General features: G+C 64.9%; 22 protein-coding genes. 13 read left to right on the forward strand and 9 right to left on the reverse strand.

Going from position 1 to position 21,709, the window contains the following annotated elements; all coding sequences use genetic code 11:
• Positions 1 to 175 precede the first annotated feature (175 nt).
• The 3 genes from ACI2KK_RS11680 (at position 176) to ACI2KK_RS11690 (ending at position 4,101) form a co-directional block, all read left to right on the forward strand.
• Entirely contained in the window at positions 176 to 1,225 is a 1,050-nt protein-coding gene (locus ACI2KK_RS11680; protein ID WP_369988941.1) for a PA0069 family radical SAM protein, read from the forward strand.
• A gap of 432 nt (positions 1,226 to 1,657) precedes the next feature.
• Positions 1,658 to 2,377, forward strand: a complete 720-nt coding sequence (locus tag ACI2KK_RS11685) for a carbonic anhydrase (RefSeq protein WP_217841127.1) — start codon at positions 1,658 to 1,660, stop codon at positions 2,375 to 2,377.
• A 188-nt stretch (positions 2,378 to 2,565) separates the two neighbouring features.
• Positions 2,566 to 4,101, forward strand: a complete 1,536-nt coding sequence (locus ACI2KK_RS11690; protein ID WP_404669020.1) for a SulP family inorganic anion transporter — start codon at positions 2,566 to 2,568, stop codon at positions 4,099 to 4,101.
• A 50-nt stretch (positions 4,102 to 4,151) separates the two neighbouring features.
• Here the strand turns inward: ACI2KK_RS11690 and ACI2KK_RS11695 are convergent, their stop codons facing one another.
• Positions 4,152 to 4,793 carry a hypothetical protein gene (locus ACI2KK_RS11695; RefSeq protein ID WP_404669021.1) on the reverse strand — a complete coding sequence of 214 codons (642 nt, stop codon included), beginning with the start codon at positions 4,791 to 4,793 and terminating at the stop codon, positions 4,152 to 4,154.
• 381 nt (positions 4,794 to 5,174) lie between these two features.
• On the opposite strand from ACI2KK_RS11695, the gene coxB reads away from it, so the two are divergent.
• Genes coxB through ACI2KK_RS11715 form a run of 4 tightly spaced genes read left to right on the forward strand, consistent with a single transcriptional unit; the run spans position 5,175 to position 9,377 of the window.
• Complete coding sequence (gene coxB, locus ACI2KK_RS11700; RefSeq protein ID WP_369988946.1) at positions 5,175 to 6,302, forward strand: cytochrome c oxidase subunit II; 1,128 nt, start codon at positions 5,175 to 5,177, stop codon at positions 6,300 to 6,302.
• A gap of 28 nt (positions 6,303 to 6,330) precedes the next feature.
• Entirely contained in the window at positions 6,331 to 7,914 is a 1,584-nt protein-coding gene (gene ctaD / locus ACI2KK_RS11705) for a cytochrome c oxidase subunit I (protein WP_404669022.1), read from the forward strand.
• 10 nt (positions 7,915 to 7,924) lie between these two features.
• Positions 7,925 to 8,473: a cytochrome c oxidase assembly protein gene (locus tag ACI2KK_RS11710; RefSeq protein WP_404669023.1), complete on the forward strand. Its 549-nt coding sequence runs from the start codon at positions 7,925 to 7,927 to the stop codon at positions 8,471 to 8,473.
• Positions 8,474 to 8,489: 16 nt separating this feature from the next.
• Positions 8,490 to 9,377 carry a cytochrome c oxidase subunit 3 gene (locus tag ACI2KK_RS11715; RefSeq protein WP_404669024.1) on the forward strand — a complete coding sequence of 296 codons (888 nt, stop codon included), beginning with the start codon at positions 8,490 to 8,492 and terminating at the stop codon, positions 9,375 to 9,377.
• A gap of 165 nt (positions 9,378 to 9,542) precedes the next feature.
• Here the strand turns inward: ACI2KK_RS11715 and ACI2KK_RS11720 are convergent, their stop codons facing one another.
• Complete coding sequence (locus ACI2KK_RS11720) at positions 9,543 to 9,746, reverse strand: twin transmembrane helix small protein (protein ID WP_019098091.1); 204 nt, start codon at positions 9,744 to 9,746, stop codon at positions 9,543 to 9,545.
• A gap of 51 nt (positions 9,747 to 9,797) precedes the next feature.
• Here ACI2KK_RS11720 and ACI2KK_RS11725 point away from each other — a divergent pair, with 51 nt between their 5' ends.
• From ACI2KK_RS11725 to ACI2KK_RS11745, 5 genes are all read left to right on the forward strand, one after another.
• On the forward strand, positions 9,798 to 10,541 hold the full coding sequence (locus tag ACI2KK_RS11725) for an SURF1 family protein (RefSeq protein ID WP_404669025.1): 744 nt from the start codon (positions 9,798 to 9,800) through the stop codon (positions 10,539 to 10,541).
• Positions 10,507 to 11,085 (forward strand): hypothetical protein, encoded by a 579-nt coding sequence (locus tag ACI2KK_RS11730; protein WP_404669026.1) that lies wholly within the window; start codon positions 10,507 to 10,509, stop codon positions 11,083 to 11,085. Before ACI2KK_RS11725 ends, ACI2KK_RS11730 begins: the two co-directional genes overlap by 35 nt.
• 98 nt (positions 11,086 to 11,183) lie before the next feature.
• On the forward strand, positions 11,184 to 12,257 hold the full coding sequence (locus ACI2KK_RS11735; protein WP_404669027.1) for a heme A synthase: 1,074 nt from the start codon (positions 11,184 to 11,186) through the stop codon (positions 12,255 to 12,257).
• Entirely contained in the window at positions 12,242 to 13,141 is a 900-nt protein-coding gene (cyoE, locus tag ACI2KK_RS11740; RefSeq protein WP_404669028.1) for a heme o synthase, read from the forward strand. The genes ACI2KK_RS11735 and cyoE overlap by 16 nt, the downstream gene beginning before the upstream one ends.
• A complete protein-coding gene (locus ACI2KK_RS11745) occupies positions 13,138 to 13,770 on the forward strand; it encodes an SCO family protein (protein WP_404669029.1) in 633 nt (210 codons plus the stop codon). Before cyoE ends, ACI2KK_RS11745 begins: the two co-directional genes overlap by 4 nt.
• Before the next feature lie 101 nt (positions 13,771 to 13,871).
• Here the strand turns inward: ACI2KK_RS11745 and ACI2KK_RS11750 are convergent, their stop codons facing one another.
• The 3 genes from ACI2KK_RS11750 to ACI2KK_RS11760 all read right to left on the reverse strand — a co-directional run bounded on the left by ACI2KK_RS11750 (position 13,872) and on the right by ACI2KK_RS11760 (position 16,385).
• Complete coding sequence (locus ACI2KK_RS11750; protein WP_404669030.1) at positions 13,872 to 14,642, reverse strand: MetQ/NlpA family ABC transporter substrate-binding protein; 771 nt, start codon at positions 14,640 to 14,642, stop codon at positions 13,872 to 13,874.
• A gap of 64 nt (positions 14,643 to 14,706) precedes the next feature.
• Entirely contained in the window at positions 14,707 to 15,378 is a 672-nt protein-coding gene (locus ACI2KK_RS11755) for a methionine ABC transporter permease (protein WP_217886885.1), read from the reverse strand.
• A complete protein-coding gene (locus tag ACI2KK_RS11760) occupies positions 15,378 to 16,385 on the reverse strand; it encodes a methionine ABC transporter ATP-binding protein (RefSeq protein ID WP_404669031.1) in 1,008 nt (335 codons plus the stop codon). The genes ACI2KK_RS11755 and ACI2KK_RS11760 overlap by 1 nt, the downstream gene beginning before the upstream one ends.
• 226 nt (positions 16,386 to 16,611) lie before the next feature.
• Between ACI2KK_RS11760 and katE the strand changes: the two genes are divergently transcribed.
• Positions 16,612 to 18,756: a catalase HPII gene (gene katE, locus ACI2KK_RS11765; RefSeq protein WP_404669032.1), complete on the forward strand. Its 2,145-nt coding sequence runs from the start codon at positions 16,612 to 16,614 to the stop codon at positions 18,754 to 18,756.
• A gap of 82 nt (positions 18,757 to 18,838) precedes the next feature.
• On the opposite strand, the gene ACI2KK_RS11770 is transcribed toward katE, so the two are convergent.
• From ACI2KK_RS11770 to zur, 4 genes are all read right to left on the reverse strand, one after another.
• On the reverse strand, positions 18,839 to 19,546 hold the full coding sequence (locus ACI2KK_RS11770; protein WP_404669033.1) for a PA5502 family lipoprotein: 708 nt from the start codon (positions 19,544 to 19,546) through the stop codon (positions 18,839 to 18,841).
• A gap of 115 nt (positions 19,547 to 19,661) precedes the next feature.
• The gene (gene znuB, locus ACI2KK_RS11775) at positions 19,662 to 20,444 is read right to left on the reverse strand and encodes a zinc ABC transporter permease subunit ZnuB (RefSeq protein ID WP_217841145.1); all 783 of its coding nucleotides are present in this window, start codon (positions 20,442 to 20,444) and stop codon (positions 19,662 to 19,664) included.
• Positions 20,437 to 21,210, reverse strand: a complete 774-nt coding sequence (gene znuC, locus ACI2KK_RS11780) for a zinc ABC transporter ATP-binding protein ZnuC (RefSeq protein WP_217886881.1) — start codon at positions 21,208 to 21,210, stop codon at positions 20,437 to 20,439. The genes znuB and znuC overlap by 8 nt, the downstream gene beginning before the upstream one ends.
• A complete protein-coding gene (gene zur, locus ACI2KK_RS11785) occupies positions 21,207 to 21,692 on the reverse strand; it encodes a zinc uptake transcriptional repressor Zur (RefSeq protein ID WP_369988964.1) in 486 nt (161 codons plus the stop codon). Before zur ends, znuC begins: the two co-directional genes overlap by 4 nt.
• Positions 21,693 to 21,709: the final 17 nt, after the last annotated feature.

The raw sequence follows: 21,709 nt of genomic DNA on the forward strand, positions 1-21,709 counted from the left end.
AGTTAGCTGTTACTGCCTGTACGGGCCCTATCGCCGGCAAGCCGGCTCCTACAGGGATTACGCCATCCTGTAGGAGCCGGCTTGCCGGCGATGAGGCCAGACCTGCCAAACGGTTGTGGCCTTAAGGCAAAACCCGGATTACTGTATGCACATACAGTAATCCGGGTTTCCCACCATGACGCCTATCCGCGGCCGCGGCACCGCCGACAACCCCCACAACCGCTTTGCCCCGAACATCTCGGTGGCCGAAGACGACGGCTGGTACCAGGAAGTCCCGCTCACCCAGGGCACCGAGGTGCGCATCGAGACGGCGAAAACCATCATCTCGCGCAACACCTCCCCCGACCTCCCCTTCGACCGCTCCATCAACCCCTACCGCGGCTGCGAGCACGGCTGCATCTACTGCTACGCCCGCCCCAGCCACGCCTACTGGGACCTCTCCCCCGGCCTGGATTTCGAAACCAAGCTGATCGCCAAGACCAACGCCGCCGAAGTGCTCGCCCAGCAACTGAGCAAGCCCGGCTACGTGTGCGCGCCGATCAACCTGGGCTCGAACACCGATCCCTACCAGCCCATCGAGCGTGAGCAGCAACTCACCCGGCGCCTGCTGGAGGTGCTGCTACGTTTTCGCCACCCGGTGACCATCGTCACCAAGGGCTCGCTGATACTGCGCGACCTCGACCTGTTGGCCGAGCTCGCCAGCCAGCGCCTGGTGCGGGTGATGATCAGCCTGACCACCCTGGATGACGAGCTCAAGCGCGTGCTCGAGCCCCGGGCGGCGGCACCCAAGGCGCGCTTGCGGGCGATACGAGTGCTGCGCGAGGCCGGGGTGCCGGTGGGCGTGCTGTGCTCGCCGATGATTCCGATGATCAACGACAGCGAGCTGGAGCGCCTGCTGCAGGCCGCCAAGGACGCCGGTGCGCAGAGCGCGGCCTACATGATGCTGCGCCTGCCGCTGGAGGTGGCGCCGCTGTTCGAACAATGGCTGCACGACCACTACCCGCAACGCGCCGCCCATGTGCTCAGCCTGGTGCGTCAGAGCCGTGGTGGTGAGCTGTACGACAGCCGCTTCGGCGCGCGCATGCGCGGTGAAGGGGTGTTCGCCGAGTTGCTGGCGCAACGTTTTGCCAAGGCCTCGCGGCAGTTGGGGTTCGAAGGGCGCGAAGCGTTGGCGCTGGATTGCACGGCGTTCTGCCCGCCGGGTGGGCAGATGGCGTTGTTCTGATGTTTGAGCTCAGCGCAAAAACCTGTAGGAGCGGCTTTAGCCGCGAACACCGGCGCAGCCGGTGCCATGCACCGCGTTGCCTGCTTCGCGGCTAAAGCCGCTCCTACAGGATCGCGTACCTGTAGGTGTCGGTTTGCCAGACAGCACAAAAACAGTTACCCCCGAATACCACTAATGCCACCCAATAAAACCACTACTGGCTATTGGCACTTGATGCTTTTTTGCTATTATCCAATTCCCGCCTTATTCATCTAGAACGCCCGTTCTAGAGCCTGCGCAATTAAGTTTCAGTTAAGTTTTCTTCGCTAGCGTAGGCAATCAGTCCACCGCGGCTGTGATTAATTACCTGTGCGTGTCATCTAAATTCTCGCATAGCCATAATCTTTCCCCGGTAACATGGAACGTACCAACAAACCGCCAAGAGGATGAATCATGCCCGTCAAGGACCCTACCAAGGCCGTCCCGGCTGCACCCGCCGAAAGCGCCGATGCTGCCATGAAGCATATCGTCGACGGCTTCCTGCGGTTCCACACCGAAGTCTTCCCCGAGCAGCAAGAGCTGTTCAAGAAGCTGGCCACCGCGCAAAAGCCCCGCGCGATGTTCATCACCTGTGCCGACTCGCGCATCGTTCCCGAGCTGATCACCCAAAGCTCGCCGGGCGACCTGTTCGTTACCCGTAACGTGGGTAACGTGGTACCGCCTTACGGCCAGATGAACGGCGGTGTTTCCAGCGCCATCGAATACGCGGTGCTGGCCCTGGGCGTGCATCACATCATCATCTGCGGCCACTCCGACTGCGGCGCCATGCGCGCGGTGCTCAACCCGCATTCGCTGGACAAGATGCCGACCGTTTCCGCCTGGCTGCGCCACGCCGAAGTGGCCCGTACCGTGGTCGAGGACAACTGCTCCTGCGGCAGCGAGCACGAAAGCATGCAGCTGGTGACCAAGGAAAACGTCATCGCCCAGTTGCACCACCTGCGCACCCACCCGTCGGTGGCCTCGCGCCTGGCCGCAGGCCAACTGCACATCCACGGCTGGCTGTACGACATCGAAACCAGCCAGATCGAAGCCTACGACGCCGCCAGCGACAGCTTCATGCCGCTGGTCGCAGGCCAGCCGATCCCCAGCGCCACTCCGAGAGGCCGCTACTAAGCGACCCGTTCTGCTTTAGCAAAACCTTGATAGCCGGCTGCACCCACTGGGTGCGGCGCGGCCTTCGCCTGCCTTGAATTTCCCTGATTGGCTTGCTGGCAAACCTGCTGGCGGCCCGCCCGTGGGCGCAATTCAGGGTTCCCCGTGCTGGCGGCCAGCGGACCGGCCGCAATCAAAAATGGAGCGTCATGGTGAACAAGACACAGATCAAAGCGGCACTGCCGCGTGAGTTGCTGGCTTCGGTGGTGGTTTTCCTCGTTGCCCTGCCCTTGTGCATGGGCATCGCCATCGCCTCGGGCATGCCGCCGGCCAAGGGCCTGATCACCGGCATCATCGGCGGCCTGGTGGTGGGTTTCATGGCTGGCTCGCCGCTGCAGGTCAGCGGCCCGGCGGCAGGCCTTGCGGTGCTGGTGTTCGAGCTGGTGCGCCAGCACGGCATGGCCATGCTCGGGCCGATTTTGCTGCTGGCGGGGTTGCTGCAACTGCTGGCCGGGCGCTTGCGCCTGGGCTGCTGGTTCCGCGTCACTGCGCCGGCTGTGGTGTACGGCATGCTCGCCGGTATTGGCGTGCTGATCGTGCTGTCCCAGGTGCATGTGATGTTCGACACCGCGCCGCAGCCTTCGGGTGTGGATAACCTGCTGGGCTTCCCCGCCACCCTGGCGGCGGCGCTGCCCATCGAGAGCCCGGGGGCTGGCTGGCAGGCTGGCGCCCTGGGGCTGGGGACCATTGCCATCATGTGGGGCTGGGAGCGTTTGCGCCCGCAGCGCTTGAGGTTCATCCCCGGCGCCTTGCTGGGGGTGGCGGCGATGACCGCCATCAGCCTGTGGCTGGCGCTGCCGGTGAACCGGGTGCAGGTGCCGGCGGACCTGTCCGAAGCCATCGACTGGTTGCGCCCGGACGACCTGCTCAAGCTGGCCGACCCGACCCTGCTGGTGGCGGCCTTCGCCCTGGCCTTCATCGCTAGTGCCGAAACCCTGCTGTCGGCCGCTGCTGTGGACCGCATGCACAGCGGCCAGCGTTCGGACTTCGACCGTGAGCTGTCGGCCCAGGGTATCGGCAACATGCTTTGCGGCGTGCTCGGTGCTCTGCCCATGACCGGGGTGATCGTACGCAGCTCGGCCAATGTGCAGGCCGGCGCGCAAACCCGCGCCTCGGCGATTCTGCACGGTGTGTGGCTGCTGGCGTTCGTGGTGGTATTGAGCAGCGTGCTGCAGCAGATTCCGGTGGCGAGCCTGGCCGGGGTGCTGGTGTACACCGGGGTGAAGCTGGTGGATTTCAAGGCGTTCCGCGGCCTGGGCCGCTACGGGCGCATGCCGATGTTCACCTATGCGGCGACAGCCCTGGCGATCATCTTCACCGACCTGTTGACCGGTGTGCTGCTGGGCTTTGCCCTGACCTTGCTGAAGCTTGCGCTGAAGGCGGCGCGGTTGAAGATCAACCTGGTGGAACTGGCCAAGCCGGGGCACATGGAACTGCGCCTGAGCGGCGCGGCGACTTTCCTCAAGGTACCGGCGCTGACCCAGGTGCTGGGCACTGTGCCGGCCGGGACCACGTTGCATGTGCCGCTGAGCAACCTGAGCTACATCGACCATTCCTGCCTGGAGCTCTTGGAGGACTGGGGGCGCAGCGGTGCGGCCAATGGCTCGCGGCTGGTACTCGAGCAGCGGCGGTTGAAGCGCCGGGTCGAGGGAAGGTTGCGCACGACGGCCGGGGTTGGGTTTTAGGCTTCAGATCATTGGGGCCGCTTTGCGGCCCCGGCGATCTTGAATAGAACTCAGGCCGACTGGCCCAACTCCACCCCCAGCTGGCGCGACAGGCACGGCCAGCGTTTCCAGGCGGCCCCGGTTTGCGGGCTGCTGAGCTTGTCGCGGTAGGTTTCCACCGACTCCACGGCAAAGCTTTCGTCATCGAGCATCTCGTCCACCGAGTGGTGCACCACTTCATCGAGCTGGTTGGCGAAGGTTTCGCCGATCAGCTGGTGGGCGATCAGGTTGGCCACGGTGGTGTCCACCGGGATCAGCGGCTGCTGGAAGTGACGGATGTACAGGTCGTTGACTTCCTCCACCAGACGGTGCGCCAGGTAGGCCTCGTCCAGCAGGCAATCCAGGCCGACATGCCCGGCCATCACGCTGGGCGGCTGCAGGAAGTAGGCTTCGGCGATTTTCAGCACCGGCTTGATCTGCGATTCGATGCCGGCTTCCCGCGCAACGTTGTGTGCGGCTTCGAGCAGCTCGGGCACTTCGTTGATGTAGGCGCTGACGAAGCGCTCCAAGGTTCCCTGGGCGTCCTGCTGGGGGAGTTGAATCGAGGGGTGAAGGTGCGGCACTTGTTGTTCGAGGCGGGTTTTCAGTTGGCCTGTGCGGCTCTCGTGTTGATGGGCTTGGCTAATCTGCTCGCGTACAGCAGCGATGTTCATGACAACTCCAGGGACAAGGCGTTACAAACGGAAGACACTAAGTTAGCTCGGTATACGGAATACCTAAGACGCATTTGTTATAACCCGGTCACAGCTGTAGGAAATCGGTTATATCAATGTGCCATTACTGCGCCGCAGCCCAGCTAGCACGCGGGTTCCAGAGCAAACGTTTGGTTTGGTTAAGATGATTTCATACCCCGCGTTGCGCGCCATTGGTCGGTGTCTATACTCCGCTTGAAACGTGATTCGTTGATGAGGCCCGACTGCCTTAAGCAGGGGGCTCGGTCGTCGAAGCCAGGCAGTCTTGGCCACCGTTCCCCCCTTTGTCGTAGCAGGTCGTCCACGCCTCCGGGACAACAAGAACGATAAGGGGAACCCGCAATGATGCGACATCCACATGTCTGGATGGGCCTCCTGCTGTGGTCGGTGTTCGGTCAGGCACACGCCGCATGGACCGTGAACATGGCACCCGGGGCGACGGACGTCTCCCACGCCGTGTTCGACCTGCACATGACCATCTTCTGGATCTGCGTGATCATCGGCGTCGTGGTGTTCGGCGCGATGTTCTGGTCGATGGTGGTCCATCGCCGCTCCACCGGCCAGCAGCCTGCGCATTTCCACGAGCACACCTGGGTGGAAATCCTCTGGACCGTGGTGCCCTTCCTGATCCTGGTGGCCATGGCCATCCCGGCGACGAAAACCCTGATCGACATCTACGACGCCAGCGAATCGGACATCGATATCCAGGTCACCGGCTACCAGTGGAAGTGGCACTACAAGTACCTGGGCCAGGACGTGGAGTTCTTCAGCAACCTGGCCACCCCCGCCGAGCAGATCCACAACAAGGCGCCGAAGGATGAGCACTACCTGCTGGAAGTCGACCAGCCGCTGGTGCTGCCGGTGGGGGCCAAGGTGCGCTTTCTGGTGACCGCAGCCGACGTGATCCATTCCTGGTGGGTGCCGGCCTTCGCGGTCAAGCGCGACGCCATCCCGGGCTTTGTCAACGAAGCCTGGACCCGCATCGAGAAGCCCGGCATCTACCGCGGCCAGTGCACCGAGCTGTGCGGCAAGGACCACGGCTTCATGCCGGTGGTGGTCGAGGTCAAGAGCAAGGCCGACTACGACACCTGGCTGGCCGAGCGCAAGGCGGAAGCGGCCAAGCTCAAGGAGCTGACCAGCAAGGAATGGACCCTCGAAGAGCTGGTGGAACGCGGCGACAAGGTTTACCACACCACCTGCGTGGCCTGTCACCAGGCCGAAGGCCAGGGCCTGCCGCCTATGTTCCCGGCGCTCAAGGGCTCGAAGATCGCCACCGGGCCGAAGGAAGGCCATTTGAGCATCGTCTTCCACGGCAAGCCCGGCACCGCCATGGCCGCGTTCGGCAAGCAGCTCTCGGAAGTCGATATCGCCGCCGTGGTGACCTACGAGCGCAACGCCTGGGGCAACAACAAGGGCGACATGGTCACGCCGAAAGACGTGCTGGCGCTGAAACAGGCAGAAGCGCAATGAACCGCGGCCAGAGTGCAGGAGACAGGACATGAGTGCAGTGATCGACGACCACAGCCATGACCACGCCCACGGCCCGGCCAAGGGCCTGATGCGCTGGGTGCTGACCACCAACCACAAGGACATCGGCACCCTGTACCTGTGGTTTGCCTTCAGCATGTTCCTGCTGGGCGGCTCGTTCGCCATGGTGATCCGCGCAGAATTGTTCCAGCCGGGGCTGCAGATCGTGGAGCCGGCGTTCTTCAACCAGATGACCACCATGCACGGGCTGATCATGGTGTTCGGCGCGGTGATGCCGGCCTTCGTCGGGCTGGCCAACTGGATGATCCCGCTGATGATCGGCGCGCCGGACATGGCCCTGCCGCGAATGAACAACTTCAGCTTCTGGCTGTTGCCGGCGGCCTTCCTGCTGCTGGTCTCGACCCTGTTCAGCCCGGGCGGGGGGCCGAACTTCGGCTGGACCTTCTACGCGCCGCTGTCGACCACCTATGCGCCGGCCAGCGTGACCTTCTTCATCTTTGCCATCCACCTGATGGGCATCAGCTCGATCATGGGCGCGATCAACGTGATCGCCACCATTCTCAACCTGCGCGCCCCGGGCATGACCCTGATGAAAATGCCGCTGTTCGTCTGGACCTGGCTGATCACCGCGTTCCTGTTGATTGCAGTGATGCCGGTGCTGGCCGGCGTGGTGACCATGATGCTGATGGACATCCACTTCGGCACCAGCTTCTTCAGTGCCGCAGGCGGCGGTGACCCGGTGTTGTTCCAGCACGTGTTCTGGTTCTTCGGCCACCCCGAGGTGTACATCATGATCCTGCCGGCCTTTGGTGCGGTCAGCTCGATCATCCCGGCGTTCTCGCGCAAGCCGCTGTTCGGCTACACCTCGATGGTGTACGCCACCGGGGCCATCGCGTTTTTGTCGTTCATCGTCTGGGCCCACCACATGTTCGTGGTCGGCATCCCGGTGGTGGGCGAGCTGTTCTTCATGTACGCCACCATGCTGATCGCCGTGCCCACCGGGGTGAAGGTGTTCAACTGGGTCAGCACCATGTGGGAGGGCTCGCTGACCTTCGAGGCGCCGATGCTGTTCGCCATCGCCTTCGTCATCCTGTTCACCATCGGCGGCTTCTCCGGGCTGATGCTGGCCATCGCCCCGGCCGACTTCCAGTACCACGACACCTACTTCGTGGTGGCGCACTTCCACTACGTGCTGGTGCCCGGGGCGATTTTCGGCATCTTTGCCTCGGCCTACTACTGGCTGCCCAAGTGGACCGGGCACATGTACGACGAAACCCTGGCCAAACTGCACTTCTGGCTGTCGTTCATCGGCATGAACATGGCCTTCTTCCCCATGCACTTCGTCGGCCTGGCCGGCATGCCGCGGCGCATCCCCGACTACAACCTGCAGTTTGCCGACTTCAACATGATTTCCTCGATCGGCGCCTTCCTGTTCGGCGCCACCCAGGTGTTCTTCCTGTTCATCGTCATCAAGTGCATCCGCGGCGGCGCGCCGGCCCCGGCCAAGCCCTGGGATGGCGCCGACGGGCTGGAGTGGACGGTGCCGTCGCCGGCGCCCTACCACACCTTCCAGACCCCGCCGGACGTGAAGTAGGAGGCTGAAGATGTCGTTGAACCGCCTGGTCACCCGGCTGTTGATGCTGACGGTGGTGATGTTCGCCTTCGGCTTTGCCCTGGTGCCGATCTACGACGTGATGTGCAGGGCCTTCGGCATCAACGGCAAGACCGGTGGGCAGTACGAGGGCAGCCAGGTCAGCGACCCGAGCCGCGCGGTGCGGGTGCAGTTCATGTCGACCAACGCCGGTGACATGAGCTGGGAGTTCCACTCCACCGCCGACCAGATCGAGGTCAACCCGGGGGCGGTGAACCAGATGATCTTCATCGCCCGCAACCCGACCAAACACCCCATGAGCGCCCAGGCCATCCCCAGCATTACCCCGGCTGAGGCGGCGGCGTATTTTCACAAGACCGAATGCTTCTGCTTCACCCAGCAGGTGCTGCAGCCCGGCGAGCGCATCGAGATGCCGGTGCGCTTCATCGTCGACCGCGACCTGCCGGCCTCGGTGAAACACCTGACCCTGGCCTACACCCTGTTCGACATCACCGCTCGCCACCCGCCAGTCGCCCCTGCCGCGACCCAGGCCGCCCGTTGAGGGAAGGAGAACCGCCATGGCAAGCCACGAGCACTACTACGTCCCGGCGCAGAGCAAGTGGCCGATCATTGCCACGATCGGCCTGTTCATCACCGTGTTCGGCCTGGGCACCTGGTTCAACGACCTCAAGGCCGGCCACCCCGAATCCCACGGGCCGCTGATCTTCTTCGTCGGCGGGCTGTTTTTGGCGTACATGCTGTTCGGCTGGTTCGGTGCGGTGATCAAGGAGAGCCACGCCGGGCTGTACAGCGCGCAGATGGACCGCTCGTTCCGCTGGGGCATGAGCTGGTTCATCTTCTCCGAGGTGATGTTCTTCATGGCCTTCTTCGGCGCGCTGTTCTACGTGCGGGTGCTGGCCGGGCCGTGGTTGGGCGGTGAAGGGCACAAGGGCGTGGCACACATGCTGTGGCCGAACTTCGAGTTCGTCTGGCCGCTGCTGCACACCCCCGACCCGAAACTCTTCCCGCCGCCCAAGGAGGTGATCAACCCGTGGCACCTGCCGCTGATCAACACCATCCTGCTGGTGAGCTCCAGCGTCACCGTGACCATCGCCCACCATGCCCTGCGCAAGGGCCATCGCGGCGCGCTGAAGCTGTGGCTGGGGCTGACCATTCTGCTGGCGCTGGGCTTTTTGGCGCTGCAGGCCTACGAGTACCACGAGGCCTACACCCAGCTGGGGCTGACCCTGGGGTCGGGCATCTATGGCGCGACCTTCTTCATGCTCACGGGCTTCCATGGGGCGCACGTGACCCTAGGTACGATAATCCTGTTCGTGATGCTGTGCCGGGTGCTGCGCGGGCATTTCGAGCCGGACAAGCACTTTGGTTTTGAAGCAGCCACCTGGTATTGGCACTTCGTCGATGTGGTGTGGGTGGGGCTCTTTATCTTCGTGTACGTGCTTTGAAGGTCAACACGGCCCTTTGTGTAGGAGCGGCCTTGCCGGGGCGCCGTCCGGTCGAGATGGGCTGCGCAGCAGCCCCGGCAATCTTTGCGGCGAAGCTGAGACCTTGGGGCCGCTACGCGCCCCATCGTGACACAAGGCCGCTCCTACAGGGGGGGCAGTAATGCTTCAAAACGGCGCGTGGGACACCAGCTGCCCGCTGATGAACCCCCAGGCCACCAGCCCGACGGTCAGGGCAGCCAGGGTTACACGCACGGTGAGGGCTTTGAGCAGCCGGGTCGAGTTTTCGTCGTCCTTGACCAGAAACACCAGGCCACTGAACAGGCTGGCAATCGTGGCCAACAGCATCAGGACAATCGCGGCCTTGAGCATGGCGCTACTCCGGGGGGATGCGGTGATGTGGATAAGTATAGCGAGGCGCCCGTGAGGCCGTTTCGCCCAGGCTGGGTTCCGACCCTGGTGGTGCTTGCGCTGCTGCCGGGGCTGATCGCCCTTGGCTGCTGGCAGCTCGGCCGCGCCGATGAAAAGCGCGCGCTGATGGACGCCTACACCGAGCGCCAGCTGGAGGCGCCGGTGGCGGCGGCGCAGCTTGGGCAATTGCCTGATCCTGCTTTTTACCCCGTGCACTTGTACGGCCGTTTCGACGCTGAACACAGCCTGCTGCTGGACAACCAGATGCGCGACGGCAAGGCCGGTGTAGAGCTGCTGCAACCCTTCCATGACCAGGCCAGCGGCCAGTGGCTGCTGGTCAACCGTGGCTGGCTGCCCTGGCCCGACCGACGCATTCCGGTGCGCTTCGACACCCCGGCCCAGCCGCTGGCGCTGGATGCCACGGTGTACGTCGCCCCCGGCAAGACCTTCCAGCTGCACCCCGACCCCGAAGGCGGCCAGTGGCCGCACCTGCTGACCGCCATCGACCCGGCCGGCCTGTGGCTGCAACTGGGCCGCGAGGGTTTTGCCTTTGAGCTGCGCCTGCAAGCAGGCCCGGCCAGCTACCGGCTGGACTGGCCGGTGGTTGCCATGGGCGCGGAAAAGCACCTGGGTTACGCCACCCAGTGGTTCGCCCTGGCCACCACGCTGGTGCTGCTCTACCTGTACTTCGGTTGGCACAGACACAACAAGGAGAACCGCCATGGCCGCCGCCACCACCCCGCTGAACGTGCCTGAGGGCCGCAGGGCCCGCGGGCGCCTGCAACTGCTGCTGATTCTGCTGGTGGTGCTGGGGCCGATGGTCCTCGCCACCTGCATGTACAAGCTGGGTTTCTGGGTGCCCGACGGGCGCAGCTACCACGGCGAGATGATCGGCACCGGCCAGGGCCGCGCGGATATCGGCATCGACGGCCAGGATCAGCGCTGGCAACTGCTGGTCAGCGCCCCCGAGGCCTGCGCCGCGGACTGCCGGCAGCTGGTGTACCTGGCCCGGCAGATCCAGGTTGGCCTGGGCCGTGATGCCAGCCGTGCCAGCCATGCCCTGGCTGCCGCCCAGCCGCTGGATGCCGACTACCAGGCGCTGTTGGGCCGCGAATACCCGCAGTTGCAGCGCTACGGCCTGGACGCCCAGCGCTACCGCCAGGGCGTCAGCGAGCCCGGCCCGCAGCTGTGGATCGTCGACCCCCACGGCAACCTGGTGCTGCGCTACGACGCCAAGGTCAACGGCAAGCAGGTGCTGGACGACCTGCGCCACCTGCTCAAACTGTCCAACATCGGCTAGCTGATCACTCATCCCTGTGGGAGCGGGCTTGCCCGCGAATCAGGCGACGCGGTGTTCGCTGAATCAAAGAGCTGTGAGTTGCTGCAAAGGAGCCTGCCATGCCCAGACCTGGATACCGACTCGCTGTGTGTGCCACCCTGCTGGCGCTGGTGGTGGTGCTGCTCGGCGCCTACACCCGCCTGACCCACGCCGGCCTCGGTTGCCCCGACTGGCCCGGTTGCTACGGCTTCATCAGCGTGCCCAAGACCGAGGTACAACTGGCCCATGCCGAGCTGCACTTCCCCGAGCACCCGGTGGAAGCCGCCAAGGGCTGGGCCGAAATGGTCCACCGCTATTTTGCCGGCACCCTGGCCTTGGTGATCGCCCTGCTGGCCTGGCAGGCGCTGCGCCGGCATGCCCGTGACGGCCAGCCCTACCGCCTGCCGCTGTTGCTGCTGGCTGTTGTGCTGGCCCAGGCGGCGTTCGGCATGTGGACGGTGACCCTCAAGCTGTGGCCGCAGGTGGTCACCGCGCACCTGCTCGGCGGGTTCACCACGCTGAGCCTGCTGTTCCTGCTATCACTGCGTCTATCCCGGGCCTTTGCGCCGCTGCCCAAGCTGCCGTTGAGCCTGCGCCGGATCGCCGCGCTGGCACTGCTGGTGGTGATCGGGCAGATCGCCCTGGGCGGTTGGGTGAGTGCCAACTACGCGGCGGTGGCCTGTATCGACCTGCCCACCTGCCACGGCCAATGGTGGCCGGCAGCGGACTTCAGCAATGGCTTCCATCTCACCCAGCATGTCGGCCCCAACTACCTGGGCGGGCAGTTGGACAGCGATGCGCGCACGGCCATCCATATCAGCCACCGGCTCGGCGCGCTGGCGGTCACGGCGGTGTTGCTGCTGCTCAGCTTCAAGCTGCACCGCCACGGCCTGCCTGGCCTGGGGCGGCTGGTGCTGCTGGCGCTGGGCGTGCAACTGAGCCTGGGCGTCAGCAATGTGCTGCTGCACCTGCCACTGGCCGTGGCGGTGGCGCACAACGCCGGCGGCGCCTTGCTGCTGCTGAGCATGGTGCTGGTGAACTACCGCATCCGCGTGGTCGACAAGGTGCGTGTGGGCCTGGGCTGGCGGTTGCGGCCGATCACCCCCGTGGGCATTTCCCATCACATGAGGAACGATTCGTGGCGACGCTTCTGAGCACCCAGAGCCAGCGCGCCGGGTGGCGCGACTATGTGGAGCTGACCAAACCCAAGGTGGTGCTGTTGATGCTGATCACCTCGCTGGTGGGCATGTTCCTCGCCACCCGCGCGGGGGTCGCCTGGAGCGTGCTGCTGTTCGGCAACCTGGGCATTGGCCTGTGTGCCGGCGCGGCGGCGGCGGTCAACCACGTGGTGGACCGGCGCATCGATGCGTTGATGGCCCGCACCCACAAGCGCCCGTTGGCCCAGGGCCGGGTGGCACCCGTGCCGGCGCTGGCTTTCGCCCTGCTGCTGGCGCTGGCCGGCATGGCTCTGCTGCTGGCCTTCACCAACCCCCTTGCGGCCTGGCTGACCCTGGCGTCCTTGCTGGGTTATGCGGTGCTCTACACCGGCTATCTCAAGCGGGCCACGCCGCAGAACATCGTGATCGGCGGCCTGGCCGGCGCCGCGCCGCCGCTGCTGGGTTGGGTGGCGGTGAGCGGGCATGTGAGTGCCGAGCCCTTGCTGCTGGTGCTGATCATCTTCGCCTGGACCCCACCGCACTTCTGGGCCCTGGCCATTCACCGCAAGGCCGAGTACGCCAAGGCCGATATTCCGATGCTGCCGGTGACCCACGGCGAGCGCTACACGGCCCTGCACATTCTGCTGTACACCCTGATATTGCTGGCGGTGAGCCTGCTGCCGTACGCCATCCACATGAGCGGCCCGCTGTACCTGGCCTGCGCCCTGGGGTTGGGGCTGCGCTTCCTGCACTGGGCCTGGGTGTTGTACCGTGGCAGCCGGCCGCACGCGGCGATCGGCACGTTCAAGTACTCTATCGGCTACCTGTTCGCCCTGTTCATCGCCCTGCTCGTTGACCACTACCTGTTGCTGAACCTATGACCCGAACCCAGAAAACCGTATTCATCCTCGTTGCCCTGGTCGCGCTGATCATGGGCCTGACCGTCAACAAGGTGCTCAATGACCGCGGCCAGCTCAACCCTACCGAGCTGATCGACGCCGGCATCATCCTGCTGCCGCAAAGCCGCACGGTGCCGGATGTGAAGATGACCGACCAGAACGGCCAGCCGCTGGAGCTGGACCAGCTCAAGGGCAAGTGGTCGTTATTGTTCTTCGGTTACACCTACTGCCCGGACATCTGCCCGACCACCCTCGCCCAGCTGCGCCAGGTGAAGAGCGAGCTGCCCAAGGAGGCCATCGAGCGCCTGCAGGTGGTGCTGGTGAGCGTGGACCCGAACCGTGACACGCCGAACCAGCTCAAGCAGTACCTGGGCTATTTCGACAAGGATTTCGTCGGGGTGGCGGGGACTATCGAAGACACCCAGAAGCTGGCCAACGGCCTGAGCATTCCGTTCATCCCGGCGGACACCAGCAAGCCGGGCTACACCGTGGACCACAGCGGCAACCTGGCCATCGTCGGCCCGGACGGGCGCCAGCGCGGGTTCATCCGTGCGCCGTTCAACAACCAGAAGCTGGTGGCGCAATTGCCGGGGCTGGTCAAGCGCGATTGAGCAGGCCGTAAAAGCTTCGCGGGTAAACCCGCTCCCACAGGTTATGCGCATAACCTGTGGGAGCGGGTTTACCCGCGAAGAATCCAGCGCGATGTTGCGGCTTAGAACGCCGGCACTACAGCGCCTTTGTACTTCTCGTTGATGAACTGCTTCACCTCAGGCGAGTGCAGCGCAGCGGCGAGCTTTTGCATGGCATCGGAGTCCTTGTTGTCCGGGCGGGCAACCAGGATGTTCACGTAAGGCGAATCGCTGCCTTCGATGGCCAGGGCGTCCTTTTCAGGGTTGAGCTTGGCTTCCAGCGCGTAGTTGGTGTTGATCAGGGCGGCATCGACCTGGGTCAGCACGCGCGGGATGGTGGCCGCTTCCAGCTCACGGAACTTCACGCCTTTGGGGTTCTCGGCAACATCCTTTACGGTGGACAGGATGTTCTTGTTGTCCTTGAGCTTGATCACGCCGGCCTTGTCCAGCAGCAGCAGCGCGCGGCCGCCGTTGGTGGCGTCGTTGGGGATGACCACGGTGGCGCCGGAAGGCAGCTCGTCGAGCTTCTTGACCTTGGCCGAGTACACGCCCAGCGGCTCGATGTGCACGCCGGCAACGCTTACCAGGTTGGTGCCCTTGGCCTTGTTGAACTCATCCAGGTACGGCTGGTGCTGGAAGAAGTTGGCGTCCAGGCGCTTTTCGGCAACCTGCACGTTGGGCTGGATGTAGTCGGTGAATTCCTTGACCTTCAGCTCCACGCCTTGTTTGGCCAACTGCGGTTTGACGAAGTTGAGGATTTCGGCGTGCGGCACCGGGGTGGCGGCGACGGTCAGGGTGTCGGCGTGGGCCGAGAAGGCCGCGACAGCGGCGACGACAGCAAGCAGCTTCTTCATTGATCACTCCTTGTGAGGGCCGCGACGGCCCCCGAACGGGTCGGCCGGGCCGACCCCATTGGGGTTACTTACGGGAATAGTGCACGACCAGTTTGTCGCCGACGCTTTGCAGTACTTGAACCAGCAGCAGCAACAGCACCACGGTGACCACCATCACGTCGGTCTGGAAACGCTGGTAACCGAAGCGGATGGCCAGGTCGCCCAGGCCGCCGGCGCCCACCACACCGGCCATGGCGGTGTAGGACACCAGGGTGATGGCGGTGACGGTGATGGCGGCGAAGATGCCCGGGCGGGCCTCGGGCAGCAGCGCGTTGGTGATGATCTGGCGGGTGGTGGCACCCATCGACTGGGTGGCTTCGATGATGCCGCGGTCCACTTCACGCAGGGCGGTTTCGACCAGGCGTGCGAAGAACGGCGTGGCACCCACCACCAGCGGCGGGATGGCACCGGCCACGCCCAGCGAGGTGCCGGTGATCAGCACGGTGACCGGGATCATCACGATCAGCAGGATGATGAACGGCAGCGAGCGCAGGATGTTCACCACCAGCGACAGCAGCGCGTACACGCCCTTCTGTTCGAACATCTGCCGCGGCCCGCAGAGGAACAGCAGCACGCCCAGCGGCAGGCCCAGCAGCACGGTGAAGAACAGCGAGCCGAACAGCATGATCATGGTGTCGATGGTGGCCAGCCAGATTTCGGCCCAGTCGACGTTGGCGAAGAAATTCAGGGCGTCCATCAACGCAGTACCTCCATATGTACGTCAGCTGCCTTGAAGCGGGCGAACGCCGCTTCCATGTCCCCGCCGATCAGGGCGAGGGTGAGCTGGCCATAGGGGACATCCTTGATGCGGTCGATACGCCCGGCGAGGATGCTGTAGTCGACGCCGGTTTCGCGGGCCACGGTGCCCAGCAGCGGCGCGTAGGTGGCGTCGCCCTGGAAGGTCAGGCGCACGATGCGCCCTGGCACGTGGGCGAAGTCGTCACGCTGCTCGCCTTCGTCGACCTGCTCGTCTTCCTGCACGAAGCGCTTGGTGGTGGGGTGCTGCGGGTGCAGGAACACCTCGGCCACCGGGCCTTGCTCGACGATGCGGCCTGCGTCCATCACCGCCACGCGGTCGCAGACCCGGCGGATCACGTCCATCTCGTGGGTGATCAGCACGATGGTCAGCTTCAACTCACGGTTGATCTCGGCCAGCAGTTGCAGCACCGAAGCGGTGGTTTGCGGGTCGAGGGCGCTGGTGGCTTCGTCGCACAGCAGGATCTTCGGGTTGGTGGCCAGGGCGCGGGCAATGCCCACGCGCTGTTTTTGCCCGCCCGAGAGCTGCGCCGGGTATTTTTTGGCGTGGTCGTGCAGGCCGACACGCTTGAGCAACTGCATGACGCGGTCGTCGATCTGCGCGCGGGACAGCTCGCCGGCCAGCACCAGCGGCAGCGCGACGTTATCGGCAACGGTCTTGGAGGCCAGCAGGTTGAAGTGCTGGAAGATCATCCCGACCTGCTGGCGGAAGCTGCGCAGCTGATTGGCGTCGAAGCCGGTGACGTCTTCGCCGTCGACGATGATCTTGCCCCCGGTGGGGTTCTCGAGGCGGTTGATCAGGCGCAGCAAGGTGCTCTTGCCGGCGCCGGAGTGGCCGATCAGGCCGAACACCTGGCCATCTTCGATGGTGAGGCTGGTCGGGTTCAGGGCCGGAATGTCCCTACCGGCGACGCGGTAGGTCTTGTGGACGTTTTGAAACTCGATCACTGAGCGAACCTTGTGGGGCGCATGGAATGTGGGCCAGCGGTTAGCCGGGGTCGCGCATTTTAGCCTTTTCCAATAGCTGTTCTTAGCATTTATTTCGTAACCGTCCAATCCGTTGGGCATAACGCGACAACCGGTAATCCTGATTGAACGCTCGCCAAGGCCTCCCAGTCACTACTTGAACAAGCCCGCCCACGGGCAGCCTGAAGACTGATGAGGAGAACCGAACATGGCCAGCAAGAAAGCGCCCGAGCCACGCCAGAGCCAGGCCGCCGGCAGCGACACCCCCGACCGGGCCAACAGCAACGCCAAGCTGCAAAGCCTGGAACCCTTTCGCAGCGACGCCACCGGCCAGGCCCTGCGCACCAATCAGGGCGTGAAGGTGGCCGACAACCAGAACTCGCTCAAGGCTGGAGCCCGCGGCCCGTCGCTGCTCGAAGACTTCATCATGCGCGAGAAGATCACCCACTTCGACCATGAGCGCATCCCTGAACGCATCGTCCATGCCCGCGGCACCGGCGCCCACGGCTACTTCCAGAGCTACGGCTGCCACGCCGAGCTGAGCAAAGCCGGCTTTTTGCAAGATCCAGAGAAGATCACCCCGGTGTTCGTGCGCTTTTCCACCGTGCAGGGCCCGCGTGGCTCGGGCGATACGGTACGTGACGTGCGCGGTTTTGCGGTGAAGTTCTACACCGACGAGGGCAACTTCGACCTGGTGGGCAACAACATGCCGGTGTTTTTCATTCAGGATGCGATCAAGTTCCCCGACTTCGTGCATGCGGTGAAACCCGAGCCGCACAACGAGATGCCCACCGGCGGCTCGGCCCATGACACCTTCTGGGACTTTGTTTCCTTGGTGCCGGAGTCGGCGCACATGGTCATCTGGGCCATGTCCGACCGTGCCATACCGCGCAGCCTGCGCATGATGGAAGGCTTTGGCGTGCATACCTTCCGCCTGGTCAACGCCCAGGGGGTGGCCAGCTTCGTCAAGTTCCACTGGAAGCCGCGCCAGGGCGTGCATTCGGTGCTGTGGGACGAGGCGCAGAAACTGGCCGGCAAGGACACCGACTACCACCGCCGCGACCTGTGGGACGCCATCGAGACCGGGCATTACCCGGAATGGGAGCTGGGTGTGCAGGTGGTACCCGAGGCCGACGAGCACAGGTTCGACTTCGACCTGCTCGACCCCACCAAGCTGATCCCCGAGGAGCTGGTGCCGGTGACGCCGCTGGGCAAGATGGTGCTCAACCGCAACCCGGACAACTTCTTCGCCGAGGTTGAGCAGGTGGCGTTCTGCCCCGGGCATATCGTGCCGGGCATCGATTTCAGCAATGACCCGCTGCTGCAGGGCCGGCTGTTCTCCTACACCGACACGCAAATCAGCCGCCTGGGCGGGCCGAACTTCCACGAGATCCCGATCAACCGCCCGGTGGCGCCCAACCACAGCAGCCAGCGCGATGCCATGCACCGCATGACCATCGACAAGGGCCGCGCCTCGTATGAGCCCAATTCCATCGACGGCGGCTGGCCGCAGGAGACCCCGCCGGCAGCGCAGGATGGCGGCTTCGAGAGCTACCAGGAGCGCATCGACGCGCACAAGATCCGCCAGCGCAGTGAGTCGTTCGGCGAGCACTTCTCCCAGGCGCGGCTGTTCTTCCAGAGCATGAGCGCGCACGAGCAGCAGCACATCATCAAGGCCTACAGCTTCGAGCTGGGCAAGGTGGAGCGCGAGGCGATCCGGGCGCGGCAGGTGAACGAGATCCTGGCCAACATCGACCTCAAGCTGGCAGCGGCGGTGGCGGCCAACCTGGGCTTGCCGGCACCCAAGGCCGGAACGGTCAAGGTAAAAGGCAGCAAGCCTGCGCAGTCAAAGGCCTTGAGCCAAATGAACCACCCCGGCGACATCGGCATCAGCGGGCGCAAGATCGCCGTGCTGGTGGCCGATGGCGTGGACGCGGCGAGCGTCGACAAGCTGGTCAAGGCGCTGGAAGCGCAAAGCGCCCGGCCGATGCTGCTGGGGCCGACATCGGCGCCGGTGAAGGCGGCCGGCGGCAAGGCACTGGCGGTGGATGCCTCGTTCGAAGGCATGCCTTCGGTGATGTTCGACGGGGTGTGGGTGCCGGCGGGCAAGGCGTCGCTCGAGGCGCTGGAGGCTAGCGGTGTGGCCAAGCACTTCCTGCTGGAGGCCTACAAGCACCTCAAGCCCATGGGCTTGAGCCTGGAGGGCAAGCTGTTGCTGAACAAGCTGGGGCTCAAGGAGGATGCGGGCTTGCTGCTGGGCGATGAGCAGAAGGCCTTCGATGGGTTCTTCAAGGCGGTCGAGGGGCATCGGGTGTGGGCGCGGGAGCAGGTGGCCGAGTCGGTGCCGGCCTGAGCCCAAAAGCATCGCCGGCAAGCCGGCTCCTACAGGGATCTGTGTAGGAGCCGGCTTGCCGGCGATAGGGCCCTGACAGGCTTTATTGCTGATGAGGTACCAACACCACCTGCGCCGGCAGCGAGCGTTGGATCTGATGCTTTTGCTTGAGCTCAAAGCCGCTGTCGAGCTTGTGCACGCGCTTGTGCAGCAGCGTCTTCAACCAGGGCGCATCCTGCGTACGCGGCACCTGGAACACCACCTCGCAGCGGTAATTCACCACATCGGCGGCAATGTCATCGAGCTGGCGGCGCAGCGCGCGGCTGTCGGTGGTCTTCAGTGCGATCACGGTGCTGGGCGCGCTGGGGTCGATCAACCGGGCCTGGGGCTTGGCTTCGGCGGCCTTCAGTGCAGCCTCGGCCTTTTCCAGCTCGGCCTTGCGCGCGTGGGCCATGGTGTCACCGCCGGTTACCGCCGGGGCTTGCGGCATGAGTGCGCGGGCGCGTGACAGCGCGGTGGCGGCAGCGTTGACGTCGCCCTTCTGCAGCACGATCTGGCTGCGTTGCAGGTAGGCTTCGGCCAGCTGGCGCTGGTGGGGTTCCAGGCGCGGGTCATTCGGTGCCTGGGCCTGCAGCGCGGCCAGCTGGTCCTCGGCGGTGGCCAGCTCGTTGCTGGCGATGCTTTGCTCCAGCTGCTGCCAGGCATCCGGCTGGGCAGGCGCCACGGCCTGCTCGGGCGGGGTGCTGGAGCACGCAGCCAGGAACAGGGAAAATGCGGCAACAAGCAGATAACGGGAGGCGAACAGCTTCATTCCTGCGACTCTCTATTTGCGCAAAAAGCGAGCAAGTCTACACCCAGGTGCGCACGCTCGAAAACAGGTCTTACAGACCCTTTACCCGCTAAAAGGTTGCGTGCGGTCCCGATTTTCAGCGTTTGGGCAACGCCAGGCTCAGCAAGAATAGCACTGCCGCGCAGACCACGATCGACGGCCCGGCCGGTGTGTCCTTGAACCACGACATGGCTAGCCCTGCGCACACCGCAGTGATACCCAGCAGGCTGGCGCCCAGGGCCATCTGCTCGGGCGAGCGGGCGTGACGCTGCGCCGCAGCTGCCGGGATGATCAGCAGCGAGGTGATCAGCAGCACGCCGACGATCTTCATTGCCACCGCGATCACCACCGCGATCAGCAGCATCAGCGCCAGGCGCAGGCCGGCCACCGGCAGGCCTTCGACCCGGGCCAGCTCCTCGTGCACGGTGACCGCCAGCAGCGGGCGCCAGAACACCGCCAGCAGCACCAGCACCAGCGCGCTGCCGCCGAGGATCCAGGCAAGGTCGGTGGTGCTGATGGCCAGCAGGTCGCCGAACAAATAGGCCATCAGATCAATGCGCACGTCGTGCATGAAGCTCAGCACCACCAGGCCCAGCGACAGGGTGCTGGGGGCGAGGATGCCGAGCAGGGTGTCCGAGGCCAGCGGCTGGCGTTGCTGCAGGGTGACCAGCAGGATCGCCAGCAGCAGGCAGCCGATGGTCACCGCCAGCGCCGGGCTTACGTCCAGGGCAAAGCCCAGGGCCACGCCCAGCAGCGCGGCGTGGGACAGGGTGTCGCCGAAATAGGCCATGCGCCGCCACACCACGAACGAGCCCAGTGGGCCGGCGACCAGCGCCAGCGACAGGCCGGCAAGCAAGGCGTACAGAAGAAAATCAGCCATGCTTGCAGTGCTCTCCGTGAACATGGGTGCCGGGGGCGACGACCGAGCCATGCAGGTCGTGGCTGTGGTCGTGATGGTGGTGGTAGACGGCCAGGCTCGGGGCGTTCTGGCCGAACAGCTCGACGAAGGCCGGGTCGTTGCTGACCTGTTCGGGGTGGCCCGAGCAGCACACGTGGCGGTTCAGGCACACCACCTGGTCGGTGGCGCTCATCACCAGGTGCAGGTCGTGGCTGACCATCAGCACGCCGCAGCCATGGCGGTCGCGCAGGCGGGTGATCAGGTTGTACAGCTCGGTCTGGCCAACCACATCGACGCCCTGCACGGGTTCGTCGAGCACCAGCAGTTCGGGCTCGCGCAGCAGCGCCCGGGCCAGCAGCACGCGCTGCATCTCACCGCCGGAAATGCTCTGGATGGGGTTGTCGATCACCTGTTCGGCGCCCACCTCCTGCAACGCCGACAAGGCTGCCGCGCGGTCTACCCCGGGCACCAGGCGCAAGAAACGCAGCACCGAGAGCGGCAGCGTGGCGTCCACCTGGATTTTTTGCGGCATGTAGCCGATGCGCAGCTTCGGCTTGCGCCACACTGTGCCGCGGTGGGGCTTGAGCAGGCCCAGCACGGCGCGTACCAGGGTGGTCTTGCCGGCACCGTTGGGGCCGATCAGGGTGACGATCTGGCCTGGCGCCACGGCCAGGTCGATGCTGTCGAGCACCGCTTCGCCCTGGAAGCTGACGCCCACCTGCTGCAGGCGGATCAGCGCGTCGCTCATGCCTGGCCCCGGCAGTTGCCGCACAGGCCGACCACTTCGACGGTTTGCGTCTCGACGGCAAAGCCCACGGCCTTGGCGCTGTTTTCGATGGCGTTGCTGATGCTGTCCTGTTCCAGCTCGATGGCCACGTGGCACTCGCGGCAGATCAGGAACTGGCCCTGGTGCGCGTGCTCGGGGTGGCTGCAGCCGATGAAGGCGTTGAGCGAGGCGATGCGATGCACCAGGCCGTTGTCCAGCAGGAAGTCCAGGGCGCGGTACACGGTGGGCGGCGCGGCGCGGCGGCCGTCCTGCTCGCTGAGTACGGCGAGGATGTCGTAGGCGCCCAGCGGCTTGTGGCTCTGCCACACCAGCTCCAGCACGCGGCGGCGCAGGGCGGTCAGGCGCAGGCCCTGCCGGTTGCACAGCGCGTCGGCCTCGGCCAGCGCGCTGTGCACGCAATGGGAATGATCGTGGGGACGGTGGGCCAGCGGCGTGATGGACATGGGCAGCGACGGTTCTG

Source organism: Pseudomonas sp. NPDC089406 (genome assembly GCF_044900265.1).
Taxonomy (GTDB): Bacteria; Pseudomonadota; Gammaproteobacteria; order Pseudomonadales; family Pseudomonadaceae; genus Aquipseudomonas; species Aquipseudomonas fakonensis.